The 14,677-nt window shown below is 73.6% G+C and carries 16 protein-coding genes; 9 read left to right on the forward strand and 7 right to left on the reverse strand.

Annotation, left to right across the window (positions count from 1 at the left end; translation table 11 throughout):
• Positions 1-12: 12 nt before the first annotated feature.
• Genes R4Z62_RS00125 through R4Z62_RS00140 form a run of 4 tightly spaced genes read left to right on the forward strand, consistent with a single transcriptional unit; the run spans position 13 to position 1,596 of the window.
• A complete protein-coding gene (locus R4Z62_RS00125; protein WP_491518750.1) occupies positions 13-336 on the forward strand; it encodes a hypothetical protein in 324 nt (107 codons plus the stop codon).
• Complete coding sequence (locus tag R4Z62_RS00130) at positions 333-794, forward strand: hypothetical protein (RefSeq protein WP_491518751.1); 462 nt, start codon at positions 333-335, stop codon at positions 792-794. Before R4Z62_RS00125 ends, R4Z62_RS00130 begins: the two co-directional genes overlap by 4 nt.
• Entirely contained in the window at positions 791-1,153 is a 363-nt protein-coding gene (locus tag R4Z62_RS00135) for a DUF3817 domain-containing protein (protein WP_491518752.1), read from the forward strand. The genes R4Z62_RS00130 and R4Z62_RS00135 overlap by 4 nt, the downstream gene beginning before the upstream one ends.
• Before the next feature lie 50 nt (positions 1,154-1,203).
• Positions 1,204-1,596, forward strand: coding sequence for a VOC family protein (locus R4Z62_RS00140; protein ID WP_355482406.1), 393 nt, complete (start codon positions 1,204-1,206; stop codon positions 1,594-1,596).
• A 71-nt stretch (positions 1,597-1,667) separates the two neighbouring features.
• On the opposite strand, the gene R4Z62_RS00145 is transcribed toward R4Z62_RS00140, so the two are convergent.
• Positions 1,668-2,531 carry a helix-turn-helix transcriptional regulator gene (locus R4Z62_RS00145; protein ID WP_491518753.1) on the reverse strand — a complete coding sequence of 288 codons (864 nt, stop codon included), beginning with the start codon at positions 2,529-2,531 and terminating at the stop codon, positions 1,668-1,670.
• Between the two features lie 139 nt (positions 2,532-2,670).
• Here R4Z62_RS00145 and R4Z62_RS00150 point away from each other — a divergent pair, with 139 nt between their 5' ends.
• The 4 genes from R4Z62_RS00150 to R4Z62_RS00165 all read left to right on the forward strand — a co-directional run bounded on the left by R4Z62_RS00150 (position 2,671) and on the right by R4Z62_RS00165 (position 6,241).
• Positions 2,671-2,961 carry an Atu4866 domain-containing protein gene (locus R4Z62_RS00150; RefSeq protein ID WP_064530818.1) on the forward strand — a complete coding sequence of 97 codons (291 nt, stop codon included), beginning with the start codon at positions 2,671-2,673 and terminating at the stop codon, positions 2,959-2,961.
• Positions 2,958-4,406 carry an MFS transporter gene (locus R4Z62_RS00155; RefSeq protein WP_491518754.1) on the forward strand — a complete coding sequence of 483 codons (1,449 nt, stop codon included), beginning with the start codon at positions 2,958-2,960 and terminating at the stop codon, positions 4,404-4,406. Before R4Z62_RS00150 ends, R4Z62_RS00155 begins: the two co-directional genes overlap by 4 nt.
• 98 nt (positions 4,407-4,504) lie before the next feature.
• Positions 4,505-5,275: an SDR family NAD(P)-dependent oxidoreductase gene (locus R4Z62_RS00160; RefSeq protein ID WP_389595616.1), complete on the forward strand. Its 771-nt coding sequence runs from the start codon at positions 4,505-4,507 to the stop codon at positions 5,273-5,275.
• Positions 5,276-5,350: 75 nt separating this feature from the next.
• Complete coding sequence (locus tag R4Z62_RS00165) at positions 5,351-6,241, forward strand: epoxide hydrolase N-terminal domain-containing protein (protein WP_491518755.1); 891 nt, start codon at positions 5,351-5,353, stop codon at positions 6,239-6,241.
• On the opposite strand, the gene R4Z62_RS00170 is transcribed toward R4Z62_RS00165, so the two are convergent.
• The 3 genes from R4Z62_RS00170 to R4Z62_RS00180 form a co-directional block, all read right to left on the reverse strand.
• Positions 6,207-7,337, reverse strand: coding sequence for an adenylate/guanylate cyclase domain-containing protein (locus tag R4Z62_RS00170; RefSeq protein WP_491518756.1), 1,131 nt, complete (start codon positions 7,335-7,337; stop codon positions 6,207-6,209). The genes R4Z62_RS00165 and R4Z62_RS00170 overlap by 35 nt on opposite strands.
• Positions 7,334-7,783 (reverse strand): universal stress protein, encoded by a 450-nt coding sequence (locus R4Z62_RS00175; RefSeq protein ID WP_491518757.1) that lies wholly within the window; start codon positions 7,781-7,783, stop codon positions 7,334-7,336. Before R4Z62_RS00175 ends, R4Z62_RS00170 begins: the two co-directional genes overlap by 4 nt.
• Positions 7,784-7,975: 192 nt before the next feature.
• The gene (locus tag R4Z62_RS00180; protein WP_382850279.1) at positions 7,976-8,959 is read right to left on the reverse strand and encodes a helix-turn-helix transcriptional regulator; all 984 of its coding nucleotides are present in this window, start codon (positions 8,957-8,959) and stop codon (positions 7,976-7,978) included.
• Between the two features lie 109 nt (positions 8,960-9,068).
• Here R4Z62_RS00180 and R4Z62_RS00185 point away from each other — a divergent pair, with 109 nt between their 5' ends.
• Positions 9,069-9,536 (forward strand): VOC family protein, encoded by a 468-nt coding sequence (locus tag R4Z62_RS00185; protein WP_064530825.1) that lies wholly within the window; start codon positions 9,069-9,071, stop codon positions 9,534-9,536.
• A gap of 770 nt (positions 9,537-10,306) precedes the next feature.
• On the opposite strand, the gene R4Z62_RS00190 is transcribed toward R4Z62_RS00185, so the two are convergent.
• From R4Z62_RS00190 to R4Z62_RS00200, 3 genes are all read right to left on the reverse strand, one after another.
• Complete coding sequence (locus R4Z62_RS00190; RefSeq protein ID WP_491518758.1) at positions 10,307-11,410, reverse strand: peptidase C39 family protein; 1,104 nt, start codon at positions 11,408-11,410, stop codon at positions 10,307-10,309.
• 85 nt (positions 11,411-11,495) lie between these two features.
• The gene (locus R4Z62_RS00195) at positions 11,496-13,595 is read right to left on the reverse strand and encodes an iron ABC transporter permease (protein ID WP_491518759.1); all 2,100 of its coding nucleotides are present in this window, start codon (positions 13,593-13,595) and stop codon (positions 11,496-11,498) included.
• A complete protein-coding gene (locus R4Z62_RS00200; RefSeq protein WP_491518760.1) occupies positions 13,592-14,662 on the reverse strand; it encodes an iron-siderophore ABC transporter substrate-binding protein in 1,071 nt (356 codons plus the stop codon). The genes R4Z62_RS00195 and R4Z62_RS00200 overlap by 4 nt, the downstream gene beginning before the upstream one ends.
• Positions 14,663-14,677: the final 15 nt, after the last annotated feature.

Here is a 14,677-nt window from a genome sequence, read left to right on the forward strand (position 1 = left end):
AAGGACACCAGCATGTCTGTCGAAGACACTTGGCACCTCGCCGTCTCCACCCCGATCCGCCGGATGGAGGCCGTGGTCGAACTCCGCCGACGCGTCTGCGTCCTGACCGCAACCGCGTACGGAGCCGGTGCGGAGGTACCCGTACCCCTGAACGACGTCGTCCAGGGCGGCGACCGGCTCACCTGGACGCAGGCCGTCAGCAGGCCCATGCGGCTGGACCTGGCGTTCGACGTCACGGTCGACGGCCGCACCCTCCGGGGCGCCTGCGGAGCGGGCCGCCTTCCGGCCCCGGAGGTCACCGGCGAGCGCCGGTCCACGTCGGAGCGCCGGGCGTGAACAAACTCCTCCTGTCCTTGCACGTGCTCGCCGCCCTCGTCACCGTCGGGCCGGTCACCGTGGCCGCGAGCATGTTCCCCGCGGTGCTGCGCCGCACTCCCGGCGATCAGGACGCCCGTACGACCCTGCGGACGCTGCACCGCATCTGCCGAGTCTACGCGGGCATCGGCATCGCGGTGCCCCTGCTCGGCCTGGCCACGGCCAGCAGTCTCGGCGTCCTCGGCGACGCCTGGCTGATCGTCTCGATCCTGTTGACCGCGGCGGCCGCCGGTGTCCTGGGCCTGCTGATCCTGCCCGCCCAGGAGCGTGCGCTGACCGGGACGACGGATGCCGACTCGTCGGCTCGACTCCCCTGGGAGCCCGGCCGTCTCGCCATGGTCACCGGCCTCTTCAACCTGCTCTGGGCCGCCGTCACCGTGCTGATGATCGTCCGGCCCGGTTCCACCACGGGAGTGTGACCGTGCGCCTCCGCTCGCCGCGCCGTCTGCGCCTCGCGGCGCACGCCGAACTGATCTCCCTGATCGTGATGCTGGCCAACCTGTTCACCGTCCACCTCAAGCCCGTCTCATCGCTGATGGGCCCCACCCACGGCTGCGCCTACCTGTTCGTGGTGATCGCGACCTGGCGTCTTCGGCGGGCACCGGCCCCCGCCAAGGTCCTGGCCCTGTTACCTGGCGCGGGCGGGCTGCTCGCGCTGCGCCACCTCGACCGCGTAGGGCCGGTCCGTCCAGTCCGCCCTGTCCGCCCTGTTCGTCCTGTTCGTCCTGTTCGTCCGGGGGGGCCGGTGTCGGGAGTCACGCCGCCGTCCGCGGACTGAATCCGACGGCAGCGGACATCCGTAGAAACAGGCCGTCCCTGGGAGGAAGCATGGCAGTGGTGAAGGCGGGTGTCGTGGTCCTCGACTGCGCCGAGCCCGAGAAACTCTCCGCGTTCTACGAGCAGTTGCTGGAGGGCGAGCAGACAGAGGCCTCCGCCAACCTGGTGGAGGTGCGCGGCGCCGACGGATTGCGGCTGGCCTTCCGCCGCGACCTGAACGCCACCTCGCCCAGCTGGCCGCGCCCGGAGAACTCCCTCCAGGCCCATCTGGTCTTCTTCGTCGAGGACTTGGACGAGGCCGAGCGGCGAGTGGTGGGCCTCGGCGGCCGGCCGGTCGAGACCAAGGACCCGGCGGGCCCGTACGAGGAACGCGGATACGCCGATCCGGCCGGTCACTCCTTCACACTGCGGCTGATGCCCATCACGGCCCCCAAGCAGGGCTGAACACTCCGTGGCCCGGCCACGGAGCGTCGCGACGTCGTGAAGTGAAGCACGCTCCGTGCGGCAGGCGGTGTTCATGAGTCGCGGTTCTCACCGCCCGGCGCGACGGGGCGTGACCCGTGGGCCGCCGCGTGGAGGGAGCCGAGGAGGGTGAGGGCCTGGGCGGTAGGGCTGCCCGGTTCTGCGTGGTAGATGACGAGTTGCTGGCCCGGGGCGTCGCGGACGTCGAAGGATTGGTAGGTGAGGGAGAGCGGCCCGACCTCCGGGTGGAGGAGGCGCTTGGCGTCCTGGGTCTTGCCGCGCACGGTGTGCCGCGCCCACAGCCGCCGGAACTCGGCGCTGTGTTCGGCCAGTGCGTCCACGAGACGGCGCAGGCGCGGGTGTTCGGGGTCGAAGCCGCTCGCCTGGCGCAGATTGGCCACGGCGGCCTGCGCGGCCCGGTCCCAGTCCTGGTAGAACTGCCGTCCGGCCGGGTCGAGGAAGGTCATGCGGGCCAGGTTGTCCGCGGGGGCGAAGGGGGCGTGGAGCGCGTCGGCCAGGGCGTTGGCAGCCAGGAGGTCGAGGGTGCGGCTCATGACGAACGCCGGGGTGTGCGCGTAGCCGTCCATCAGCTGGCGCAGCGCGGGACTCACCCGCTCCGTGGCGTGGAGGGAGCCGCCCTGCGGTGCCACCCCGGCCAGGCGGTGCAGGTGGGCGTGGGCGTCCGGACCGAGCAGGAGGGCGCGGCCGAGGGCGTCCAGGACCTGGGGCGAGGGGTGCCGCTCGCGGCCCTGCTCCAGGCGCGTGTAGTAGTCGGCGTTGACGCCGGCCAGGACGGCGACCTCCTCGCGGCGCAGCCCGGCGACCCTGCGTACGCCGTGACCGGCCATGCCGACGTCCTGCGGCCGCAGGCGGGCGCGGCGCGCGCGGAGGAACTCCCCCAGGTGGTTGTCGTCCATGGCCCCCAGGCTAGGCGGTGTCCCCGCGCGCTGCCTGGGTGTGCCGCACCCAGGCAGAGAGGACCCTGGTACCCCTTCGCCGAGCCGCGCAGACTCGGCCGGGCACGACAGCCGACGCCCACCGACGAAGGGAAGTCCGATGACAGACGACGCGCGCAGCGGCGACCACACCCGCGGGAACGCCGACGTGGTCGGCATGTGGGTGACCGCGGACGGTCACATCCGCCAGGAGCTGCTGCCGGACGGGCGCTACGACGAGGCCCGGGGAGACCGGCGCAGCGCGTACACCGGCCGGTACACGGTGACCGGCGACCACCTCGACTACGTCGACGACACCGGATTCACCGCCACCGGCGACATCCGCGACGGCGTCCTCCACCACGAGCACCTCGTCCTCCACCGCGAGAACCGGGCGGAGAGGCCCTCGTGAGGAAGCACAGCGGCAGCGCCCTCGTTCCCCGTACCCACCTTCACGGACACGCCCAGGTCTCCCCAGCACCCGGTCACCCGGCCCTGCTGGTGCTGTGCGCGGCCCATTTCATGGACGCCATCGACCTGTCCGACGTGGGCGTGGCCCTGCCCGCGATCCAGCGCGACCTCGGCATGGCGCCCGGGTCCCTGCAGTGGGTCGTGTCCGCCTACGCGCTCGGTTACGGCGGGTTCCTCCTGCTGGGCGGCCGGGTGGCCGACCTGTTCGGCCGGCGCCGCGCCTTTCTGACCGCGGTCGCCGTCTTCGGCGCGGTGAGCGTGCTGGGGGCGCTCGCGCCGACCGGCGGTCTGCTGGTCGCGGCACGGCTGGTGAAGGGTGTCGCCGCGGGCTTCCTGGCACCGGCGGCCCTCTCCCTGATCACCACCGGCTGGCCGGAGGGCCCGCGGCGCGGCCGTGCTCTGGGGTGGTACGCCACCGCCGGTGCCTGCGGCTTCGTCGGCGGGCTCGTCCTCGGCGGTGTACTGACCGAGGCGTCGTGGCGGCTGGTGCTCGCGCTCCCGGTGCCCATCGCGGTGGCGGCTCTGCTCGCGGGGCTGCGGCTGCTTCCGGCGGACCCCAGGGGCGGCGACCGCGAGAGGCTCGACATCCCCGGCGCGCTGACGGCCACCGGAGCACTGGTGCTCCTGGTCTACGGCCTCACCCGGGCTCCCTCGCACGGCTGGCTGTCCCCCGGCACCCTCGTCCTCTTCTCCGCCGCGGTCTGCCTGCTGGTCCTGTTCCTCCGTGTCGAGGCCCGTGCCCGTCGGCCCCTGGTGCCGCTGTCCTTCCTCGCCCGGCGCGCGACCGCCGGCGCCAATCTGACGATCTTCGCCATGTGGGGCGCGTACACGTCGTTCGCGTTCCTCGCCACGCTCTACTTGCAGAACGTGCTGGGCTGGACCCCGCTTCAGACCGCCGGGGCCTTCGTCCCGCTGGGCCTCGCCAACGGCGCGCTGGCGCCGTTCGCCGGGCGGATCGCGGCCCGGCTGGGCACGCGCAGGGTGATCGCCGCCGGGATGCTGCTCCTCGCGCTGTCCTACGCCCTGTTCTTCCGGATCGGCCCCGGCAGCCCGTTCCTCACCGTGGTCCTGCCGGTCATGGTCGTCAACGGGATCGGCACCGCCGCGACCTTTCCCGCGCTGAACATGAGCGCGGTCACCGAAGTGCCCGACCGGGACCAGGGACTGGCGGGAGCGCTGCTCAACACCTTCATGCAGATCGGCGGTGCCGTCGTCCTCGCCCTCGTCACCGCGGTCGTCGACGCCGGGCGGCGGACGCACCCCGGCGACCCCCTGGCGGGCTACCGCCCCGGCACCGCGGTCATCGTCGCCACCGTGCTGGCCGGGCTGGGCGCCACCGTCCTCATCCGGCACCGGCCGCACCGGCCCGGCGGCCGGGAGCGCTGACGACGGTCCCGGTCCCGCCCCCCCCCCGCCACGCCGTCGTCCGTGAGCGCCGACCGCGTACGGACACCCGCCCCGACCTACCTCGCAAGGAGCACCGTATGACCAGCACGCCCCCGTCCACCGAAGCAGCCGAGTTCGCCGGGCGGACGGCTCTCGTCACCGGCGCCGCGCGCGGCGTCGGCAAGGAGACCGTGGCCCTCCTGCACGCCCGCGGCGCACGTGTCGCCGCCCTCGACATACGGCCCCAACTGGCTTCGCTGGAGCAGGAGTTCCCCGGAGTCGTGACCGTGCCCGGCGATGTCACCGCGGAGGAGACCGCCGCCCGTGCGGTACGGTCCGCCGTCGACGCCTTCGGCGGGCTGGACATCCTCGTCAACAACGCCGGACGCACCCTGAACAAGCCCGTCACGCGGACCACCGCCCAGGACTGGGACAGCGTCATGGACGTCAACGCCCGCGGTGCCTTCTTCCTCGCCCGCGAGGCCTTCCGCGCCATGGAGGAGCGCGGGGGTGGCGGCGCCATCGTCAGCACCGGCTCCTACGCGTCCACCGTCGGCCTGCCCTCGGGTGCCGCGTACAGCGCGTCGAAGGGCGCGCTGGCCCAGCTGACCAAGGTACTGGCGCTGGAGGGCGGCCCCCTGGGCATCCGCGCGAACCTCGTCGCCGCGGGTGTCGTCGAGACGGACTTCCTCGACACCTTCCGCCCCGACAGCCGCGCCTACCTGGCGTCCTTCGCGGACGCCCACCCCCTGGGCAGAGTGGCGCAGCCCCGCGAGATCGCCGAAGTCCTCTGCTTCCTCGTCTCGCCGCGGTCCTCCTTCGTCACGGGCGCCGTGCTCGCCGCGGACGGCGGTTTCACTGCGGCCTGATCCGGCGTCCGGCGTCCGGCGTCCACCGTCTGCGGGGCGCGGATACCGAGATAAGAACGTTCGTTCCTAAGGTAGGTGCTGGTCGACGTCCTGGTGGAACTGGTGCGGGGCGGGCCGTGCCGGGACCGCAGCGCGGTGCTCGGCTTCGAACTGCATCTGGCCGCGCTGCGCGATCCTGCGCTGCGCGCGCTGACCCAGGAGTGGACCAGGTCGAGCCGGGCGGCGCCGGCCCGCTTCACCGGGACCGAGACCGCCGCCCGCCTCGACGCCCTCCTGGAGGCAGGATCACGCACACGTTGCTGTCCACGGAGCGGGAACCGCGTGCGACGACCCGGGCGGCCATCGTGCAGACGGTCGTCCCGGCCGGCGGACCGGACACATGCGCACCCGTACCGGGAGCCTGTGCGGCGCCACGCACACCACACGCCGGGACGCCGCCAACACCTCCGCCGTCACACACCCCCTGAGCACCGACCCGCCGAGGAGCACACCCTGCTGGCCGCCGCCCCCGTCATCAAGGTCAGCGACGCCGATGTGGAGGACCTTCGTGCCCGGCTGCGCGCGACCCGGTGGCCCGAGCCCTGGCCGGTCGACGGCTGGGAGGCGGGCACCGACGCCGCCGAACTCCGCCGCCTCGTCCGCCACTGGGCCACCGACTACGCGTGGCGGACCCACGAAGCCGCCGTCAACGCCCTGCCGTCCCGCTTCGCCGACATCGACGGCACACCGGTGCACTACCTCCAATACGACGCCGAGCATCCGGACGCCCTGCCGATCGTGCTCACCCACGGCCGGCCGAGCACCGTCCTGGCACTCACCGCCCTCGCCGAGCGGCTGGCCGCCCCGTCCCGCCACGGCGGTGACGCCCGGGACACCTTCACCGTGATCGTCCCCTCGCGCCCGGGTCCCGCCGCCCCGGAAGGATCTGGTGTCACCCGGACCGCCCGCCGCTTCCCGCGCCCCTGAGGGGGTGGACCGGGGCCGGCCGCAGCAGCACCGGGCGCAATCTGCTGTACCCGCGCACCGACACCGGGCGGAGCGCCTTGAGTTCGTACGCGTCCACTCCCGCGAGTTCACCGGCGAACGCCGTGTCGGCCAGGACGGTGCCGGGGCGTGCCACCGCGGTGAGCCGGGCCGCGATGTTCACCACGGTCCCGTAGACGTCGCCGAAACGGTTGAGGACGGCGCCGTGGGCCAGCCCGGTCCTCACGTGCGGCAGTACCGGCTCCGCCTCGGCGCGGGCGGTGAGTTCCAGGGCGATGTCGGCGGCCGCGGACGCCGACTCGCTGGTGAAGAGCACCTCGTCGCCGATGGTCTTCACCACCCGGCCCCGGCCGTCGGCGACCACGTCGCCGGTCAGGCTCTCGAACCGGTCGAGGACCGCGAGGAGTTCACCGCTCTCCAGTCCACGGGTCATGCGCGTGTAGCCGACCATGTCGGTGAACCCCACCGCCAGGTCTCGGAGGCCGGCGCCCTCGCCGGGAGGCACCGCCCCGCCCCGGGCCGCGCCGCCGGGCTGGTCCTTCCCCCGTGCCGGTCCCGGTGCCGGGCCGCTCTCCTCCGCCTCGGCCAGCATCCGTTCGGCGTACGCCGCGAGATGGCGGCGCCACACATGCCGCTGCACCAGTTCCATCTCCGGCAGCAGCGCCGCCGCGCGGGCCGTCAACTCCCCACCGTCCAGGGGCGCGTCCGAGGCGCGGTTCATCCAGGACCAGAGGGTGTACACCTGCCACTCGGCGAGGCGGGACAGATGGTGTCCGAGGGCGCGCGCCATCATCGCCTCGCTCTGCGCGGTGATGAGTCCGGCGCCGATCATCCGCTCGCCCGCGCGCAGCGCCTCGATGTCGGCGTCGGTGAACACCCGCGCGTCGTCGTCGACCACCGGGAAGCCGAGCGCGCGCCAGATCTCCATGGTGCGCTCGGCCCCTGTCCCGACCCGCTCGGCGACCTCCCGCCTCGTCCAGGTGCGGCCGCCGCCGAGCAGCAGTGCCTCGATGCTCCGATGCAGTTCGCCGATGCCGGACGGAGCGCCGGGTTCCGCCGCCGGCTCTGCCGCACTCATGTGGTGTGGACGATCAGCACGTCGACACCGGCTTTTCTGGCGACGTCCGCGGGGACGGAGCCCAGGATGCGGCCGGCGATCGAGCGCAGCCCCCGGTTCCCGACGACCAGGAGGTCGGCCGAACATTCTCGGGCGACCCGCACGAGCGCGGCGACCGGTTCGTCCCGTACCGCGACCGTCCGCACGTCCGCCGCATGCTGTGCGCGGGCCCGGTCGCCGGCGACCCGCAGGGTGTCCTCGGCGGGCGCGGAGCCCACCACTTGGTATGCCTCAGCTCCTAACTGGTCCTGGGCCAGGTCGAGTTCGGGTCCGCTCATGGGCGTGTACGCGCAGGCGATGACGAGTTCGGCGCCGCAGGCGGCGGCGAGCCGGGCCGCCCTCTCGACCGCGGCGAACGACGACTCCGAGCCGTCGGTGCCGACCAGGACAGTGCGATAGGCGGCCAAGGCAATCCCCTTACTCCTAAGTAAACTTACTGTCGAGTAAAATAGGATGCGGCCGACTCGTCGGGCAAGGGGTGCGACACGTGGTACGGACGTGCTGTTGCCAACAGCACACCGGTGGATGCGGGGAGGGCGGCGTCGCCCCCTCGGGCGGCGCGGCGGGACCAGGGGGACCGTGGAGCGGGCTGCCGCCCCTCACGCCTGACCGGTGGCCGTCGCCGCGTTGCGGAGTGCGAGTTCGGCGAACGCCTCGGTGAGTTGCGGTGGGCTGATGACCGTGACGGCCGTGTCGAAGCGGTTGAGGGAGGCCGCCAGAGCGATCCAGGACCATGATCCCGCGGTGTAGCGGCACTGGTGGGGGCCGAGATCCTCGACAGTGCCGTCGCCGGCGAAGGGTGCGACGGCGGCGGCGGGCTTCCCCAGGACGACGGTGCCCACGCAGGGCCAGGTGTTGGCCCCGTCCGAACCCTTGAAGCGCGCCGAGACATAGTCCTGGACGCTGCCGCCGGGGATCTCCCGAGGGGTGAAGCGGGGCCCGGCCGGGGTGCGCGGGGAGATGCGGTCGGCGCGGAAGACGTACCAGTCGCCGTGTTCGAGGTCCCACGCCACCAGGTACCAGCGGCCGTGGGACGTCACGAGGTGGTGGGGCTCGACCCGGCGCGGTGGCACGGGCTCGTCACCCTCTCGCCGGGGAGAGGCGTAGTCGAACCGGAGCACTTCGCGGGCGCGGACGGCGCCGGAGAGGGTGACGAGCACCTGAGGGGACACGGGGAGCGCGGGTCCGTCGCCGGGGCGGGGGACGGCGGTGAACTGGAGCTGGTCGATCCGGTGCCGCAGGCGGGCGGGCATGATCTGGCGGACGGTGGTCAGTGCCCGAAGGGCTGCGTCCTCGGTGCCCGCTCCGATCACGGTGGCGGCTTGCAGGGCGACGGTCAGGGCGACCACCTGCTCGTCGTCGAACAGCAGCGGAGGCAGTTCCGTGCCGGCGTCGAGCCGGTAGCCGCCGTCCGGGCCCATGGTCGTCCGGATGCTGTAGCCCATCTCGCGCAGCCGGTCGACGTCCCGCCGCACGGTGCGGTGGCTGACCTCCAGTCGTTCGGCCAGCACGGCGCCGGGCCAGTCGCGCCTGGCCTGCAGCAGCGACAGCAGACGGAGCAGCCGGGAAGTGGTCGTCGCCATGTTCCCGACCGTAACGCGAGTGTGGGACACGACCTGTCCTCCACTGCTGCGAGAGTCGGTGGTGCCGGGACAGGCCCGGACACCACATGTATGTGCGCAAGGAGCAGTTGTGAGCATCAGGACGACCCCCCACCTCAATTTCCGGGGCGAGGCCCGCGCGGCCCTGGAGTTCTACCAGGGCGCCTTCGGTGGCGAGGTCACCCTCGCCACGTACGGCGATCTCGGCATGCCGAAGGACCTCCCGGGCGCCGGGAACGTGGTCTTCGGCCAGGTCGAGACCGCCGAGGGGTTCCGCGTCATGGCCTACGACATCCCGGGTCCCTCCGGCGGCCCGGCCGGCGGCACGGGCTCGACCCGCCGGGAGAACGGCACCACGATCACCACGCAGCCGTTCTTCGTCTCGGTGCGCGGGGAGACCTTCGAGGAGGTCGAGGCGTACTGGGAGAAGCTGTCCGCCGGCTCCTCGGTCGTCGAGCCCCTGGCCGCCTCGGCGTGGAGCGCGGGCTTCGGGATGCTCACCGACCGCTTCGGGGTCACGTGGGTCCTGGACGTCGCCGCCGCCCACCAGGCGGAGTAGGACCGCCGTCGGAGAACCGCTCGCCGGTGCGGAGCGTTCTCTCGCGGGGTGTCACCACGACCCGTCGAAGAAGACTGCCAGGGCCTCGGCCGGGGCGAGCGCGTTCTTGGCGTCGGCGAGGGGACGAGGACGGCGAACGCCGACGCCGGCACGACGCTGGAGCCGCCGGGCCACGCCGCCACGCGCCGCACGCGCCGGTCGGCCGGGGCGGACCGCCGGAGGGCGCGCCACGCGGGCACGCTCGCGGCGAGGAACGCGAGCGCGACGGCCGCGGCGAGAGCGGCCAGGACGGCGCGGTACTCGGCGAACCGGGAGACCCTGGCGTCCAGGGGCGGCGGCGTACGGCCGTACGCTCCCCCGGGTCGTCGTGCAGGCGCTGCTCGGCCTGGGTGAGAGTGGCGGCGAGTTCACCACGGGGGGATCCGCGGGTCAGCATCGGGAGCAGCGAGGCGAACGGGGCCGCCGCTGCCTGGACGTTGGCCATCGCGGCCACCAGGGCGGCCAGGGTGAGCAGCGCCGTCCCGGTGGCGGACGCGGCGGGGACGTAACCGCCAGCTGCGGCGGAAGGCGTTCCACAGGACGGCGCTCGGCAGGCCGAGGCTGAGGAGCAGCAGGACGGAGACGGCGGCCTTGAGCAAGTGGTAGTGGAACCAGTAAGGGACCGCGCCGTGCAGATCACCGGTGACCCGGCTGTCGCCCGGTCTCCGGTACGTGACGAATCCGCCGCGGAAGACGCGGGCGGGCGGGCAGGGACCCGGGAAGCGTCGGTGTCAGCGGGCGGCGCGCGCGGACGTGGGCGGGCAGCACCCTTGCGGTGCGCCGATGGTCACGGCGCCGCGGAAGCCGCCCGGCGCGAGGACCGACATCGAGTCGAGCGACGCGTCGGGAACGGGCAGCAGGTGTGCGTCGACCCAGGTGTCGCCCGTGGCCGCGTTGGCCCAGGGGTCCTCGATCACGACGGCGCCGGGGACCGCCCCGTGGCACAGCACCCAGTGCGGGACGTCGAAGCCCTGCATCGCGGCCAGCGAGACCAGGAGCAGCACCTGCTCCCCCCGGCCGAGCGCGCCCCGGATCTCCGCCATGGGGAGGTGGCGCGGGTCGACCGGGACGCCGGTCCGCTCGGCGTCCGTCCGTGACGCGTGCTGGAGCAGGGCGCGCCATTCCCGTTCGTGCTCCGGGTGATGGTCGAGCAGGACGGGCCGGTCCGTGTCGAGGTGGACCGTGACGGGGGACGCCGGCCACGCCCGGCGCACCGCGACCCCCAGTCCGACGGGTTCGCACGCGGGGAAGTTGGTCGCGCCGCGCCACAGTGTCAGTTCCCGCTCGCGGTCCAGGGCCTCCCGCGGCAGCGCGCCCGCGTGCGCCTGCGCGACCAGGGCGGTGACCGCGCCGCACGTGAAGTGCGTGGTCTGGCCGTAGTACGGGGGTTCGGCCACCGGGTCGTCGCCCAGCCAGCGCACGTAGCCGGTCCCGGGACCCACCGCGTCCGCCGCCTGCGCGAGCGGGGGGTACAGCGGGGTGAAGCCGGCTGCGGCGGTGGTCTCGGGACTCGCCGTCCAGCCTTCCCACTTGACCTGTGCGAGCCCTTGGCGGCGTGCGTGGGCGACGACCGCGGCGACGGCTGCCGGCACGTCGCCGACCGCGTCGACGATCTTCAGATAGGACGTGTGCGGGCGCGCCGTCACCAGCGCGGCGGCGCTCCACTCCTCGCCGTCGCCGTCCGGTACGGCCACGAGGTGCGGGGCCTGGGAGGCGCGGTCGGTCGTGCGCCAGCGCTCCAGTACTTCAGGAGGGCCGAGCCGCCGCAGCGGGGGCGGCGGCACGTCGGGCACGAACGGGAGGACGATGCGCTGGTCCACGGTGCTCTTCTTCACGGGTGTTTCCTGCTGTGTGTTTCCTGTTGTGGTGTGTCTCGTCGTGACGGGTCTCGCCGCGGCGTGTGTGTGTCGGCGGCCCGCCTCATGCGCGCGACCGTCGGAGCACCCAGACGAAGTACGGCGCACCGACCAGGGCGACCATGAGGCCGGCCGGCAGCTGGGACGGGGCGATGAGGGTGCGGCCGAGGGCGTCGGCCACGCAGACCAGCAGCGCGCCGAGCAGCATCGAGACCGGGATCGCGCGGACGTGCCGGGCGCCCACCAGCGACCGGGCCAGGTGCGGGGCGACGAGACCCACGAATCCGACCACGCCGACGGCGACCACGCTGAGCGCGGCGAGCACCGCGGCGATCGCGAGGACGGTGAAGCGGGCGCGTTCCGGGCGGACACCGACGATGCGCGGGGTGTCCTCGTCGACGGCGAGCAGGTCGAGCCGGTCGCGCAGGGCGAGCAGCACCGGGAGGGCGAGGGCCAGGGCGACCGCGACGGGTACGACGTCGGACAGCGTACGGCCGTAGGTGGTACCGGAGAGCCAGGTGAAGATCCGGGGCGTGTTCCACGGATCGGCGCGCAGCAGGAGGAACGTGGTGACGGAGCTGAGGCCGTACCCGCAGCCGATGCCGATCAGCACGAACCGGTCGGGCAGGAAGCCGCCGCGCCAGGACAGCAGGGCGATCAGCGCGAACGTGGCCAGCCCGGTGGCGACGGCGGCCACGATGAGCAGCGGCCGCCCGCCGGGAAGGCCGGAGGTGACGACGGCCGCCGCGCCCAGTCCGGCACCCGAGGTGATGCCGAGCACGCCCGGCTCCGCCAGGGGGTTGCGCACCGCGCTCTGCACGACGCAGCCGGCCAGTCCGAGCGCCGCTCCGGCGACGACCGCTGCCGTCACCCTCGGGACCCGGTCGTCCAGCGCCTGACCGATCAGGTCCGGGGCAGCGCCCTGTACCCAGAGCGCGAGGTCGCCCGTGCGCAGCCAGAGGCTTCCCGCGAGGACCGCGACGAGGGCCGCGCCCGCCAGCAGCGCCGTGGCGCCGCACACGACGAGGACGAAGGCGCGACGCGACCGTACGGCGACCCGTGTGTGCGGGGTCTGCCGCAGCCCGCCCGTGTCGCGCAGGCGGAGCGCGAGGGCCACGATCACCACGGAGCCGAGCAGTGCCGTGGGCACGCCGGTGGGGATGGAGGCGGCGCCGTCCGCGCCCTGCACCGCGCGCAGCGAGGCGTCCGCGAGCAGGACGAGCAGCGCACCGAACAGCCCGGCCGCGGGCACCAGGTACAGGTGTCTGCGCAGGGCCCGGACCCGTCCGGCGAGCAGCCGGGCCAGCACGGGGGCACCGAGGCCGACGAAGCCGATGGGGCCCGCGAGGGTCACCGCGGTGGCGGTCAGCACCACCGCGCAGAGCACCGCGGCGACACGGGTGGACCGGATCGGCACGCCCAGGGCGGAGGCGGCGTCGTCGCCGAGGCCCATCACGTCCAGCCTCCTGGACAGCGCGAGGGCGGCGCACAGCACCGCGGCCACCACGGGGAAGGCCCGTACCGAGGCGTCGATGTTCAGCTGCGCGAGCGAGCCGCTCCCCCAGGCGAAGAGGCCGGTGGTGTTCTGGCTGAACAGGATGAGCAGCATCGACGTCCCCGCGTCCAGCGCCATCGCGGTCGCCGAACCGGCGAGGATCAGCCGGGTGCCGGTGGTACCGGCGGCCCGGCCCGCGAGGAGCAGTACGAGCGCCGCCGCGGCCAGCCCGCCCGCGAAGGCGACGGCGCCCGACGCCCACAGCGGGACGGTGAGACCGGCGGCCGCGACGAGCGACAGCGTGAAGTAGGCCCCGGCCGTGACCGCGAGCGTGTCCGGGGAGGCGAGCGAGTTGCGGGTGACGGACTGGAGCAGCGCTCCGGCGCAGCCGAGGGCGAGGCCCACCGCCACGCCCGCGAACAGCCGCGGCAGGCGCGAGCCGGTGATGATCTCGGCGACCGGCGCCCCGCCGCCGTCGCGTTCCCCGGCGAGGTAGCGCACCAGGTCACCGACGCCGACGCCCGACGTTCCCTGGGTCAGATGCCACAGGCCCACCAGCACGGTGGCGGCCAGCAGCACCGCGAGGACGGCCGCCCCGGCGGGGCCGCCGCCGCGCTCGGCGCGCGGCGGCGTGCCCGTCCGGGTCGCCGTTTCCTGAAGGGCGTTCACTTCTTGTCGAGGACGTCGACGTACGCGTCGATGGCCTGCTCGCAGGAGCGGGGGCCGCCGGCGCCCCACACCCGCGCCGGGAAGGCGTGCGCGCGGCCTTCCTTGACGGCGGGGATGGTCTTCCAGATCGGGTTCTTCTGCAGCGCCGCCACGTAGCCGCCGGCGCCTTCGTCGTTGGCGTAGAAGAAGTTGGCGTCGCCCACGGCGGTGAGCCCTTCGACGTCGGTCTGCGCGAGGCCGTAGGAGGGATCGACGCCCCCGTCCCCGTGTGCCTTGTTGACGGCGTCGGTCCAGGCCGGCTTCATGCCGAGCTGCTCGCCGATCTCGGTGAACAGGGCGCCCTTGCCGTAGGGGCGGACGGTGAGGTTGCCGCCCTCGAGCCAGCCGTCGAAGAACAGGAAGTCCTTCGTCGGCAGAGCGGCGTCGGTCACCTGCTGCTTCGCCTTGGCGAGGTGGTCGTCGAACTCCTTGAGCACCTGGTCGGCGCGCTCGGTGCGGCCCGTCGCCTTCCCGATCATGCTGAAGACGTTCCGCATGTTGCCGATCGGGTCCTTGGGGTCGGCGCCCTTCGTGGCCATCACGGGGACGCCCCGCTTCTCCAGCTTCTTGATCATCTCGTCGTCGGCCTTGAACGCCTCCACGACGATCAGGTCGGGCTTCGCGGCGTAGAGGGTGTCGAGGTCGGGCTCCTCGCGGGTGCCGATGTCGGTGACCCCGGCGGGCAGCTTCTCCGCGCTGACCCAGGTGCTGTACCCCTTCGCGTCGGAGACGGCGGCGGGGGTGACGCACAGGGTCAGCGCGTCCTCGACCTGCTGCCATTCCAGGACCGCGATCCGCCGGGCGGGCTTGTCGAGCTTCACCGTGCGGCCCACGCCGTCCGTGAAGGAGACCGGCTTCGTCGAGGTGGTCGTGGTGTCCTGGGCGCAGCTCTTCGACACGGGCGACGCGCTCGCGGTGGCACTGCCGGCTGCCTCGGGCCTGTCGACGGCGGTCGTGCCGCAGGCCGTTGCGGCGAGGGCGAAGAGCCCCGCGGTGGCGGACGCCGCCAGGCGGTGGGCACGGTTCATGGAGGTTCCTCTTTC

The sequence above is a fragment of the Streptomyces sp. PL-25 genome, assembly GCF_058344915.1.

Excerpts from the sequence above, each read along its gene's own strand:
- R4Z62_RS00160 (WP_389595616.1), top strand. The coding sequence starts at position 4,505 with ATGACCAGCACGCCCCCGTCCACCGAAGCAGCCGAGTTCGCCGGGCGG.
- R4Z62_RS00170 (WP_491518756.1), bottom strand. The coding sequence starts at position 7,337 with ATGAGTGCGGCAGAGCCGGCGGCGGAACCCGGCGCTCCGTCCGGCATC.
- R4Z62_RS00145 (WP_491518753.1), bottom strand. The coding sequence starts at position 2,531 with ATGGACGACAACCACCTGGGGGAGTTCCTCCGCGCGCGCCGCGCCCGC.
- R4Z62_RS00150 (WP_064530818.1), top strand. The coding sequence starts at position 2,671 with ATGACAGACGACGCGCGCAGCGGCGACCACACCCGCGGGAACGCCGAC.
- R4Z62_RS00200 (WP_491518760.1), bottom strand. The coding sequence starts at position 14,662 with ATGAACCGTGCCCACCGCCTGGCGGCGTCCGCCACCGCGGGGCTCTTC.
- R4Z62_RS00180 (WP_382850279.1), bottom strand. The coding sequence starts at position 8,959 with ATGGCGACGACCACTTCCCGGCTGCTCCGTCTGCTGTCGCTGCTGCAG.
- R4Z62_RS00125 (WP_491518750.1), top strand. The coding sequence starts at position 13 with ATGTCTGTCGAAGACACTTGGCACCTCGCCGTCTCCACCCCGATCCGC.
- R4Z62_RS00140 (WP_355482406.1), top strand. The coding sequence starts at position 1,204 with ATGGCAGTGGTGAAGGCGGGTGTCGTGGTCCTCGACTGCGCCGAGCCC.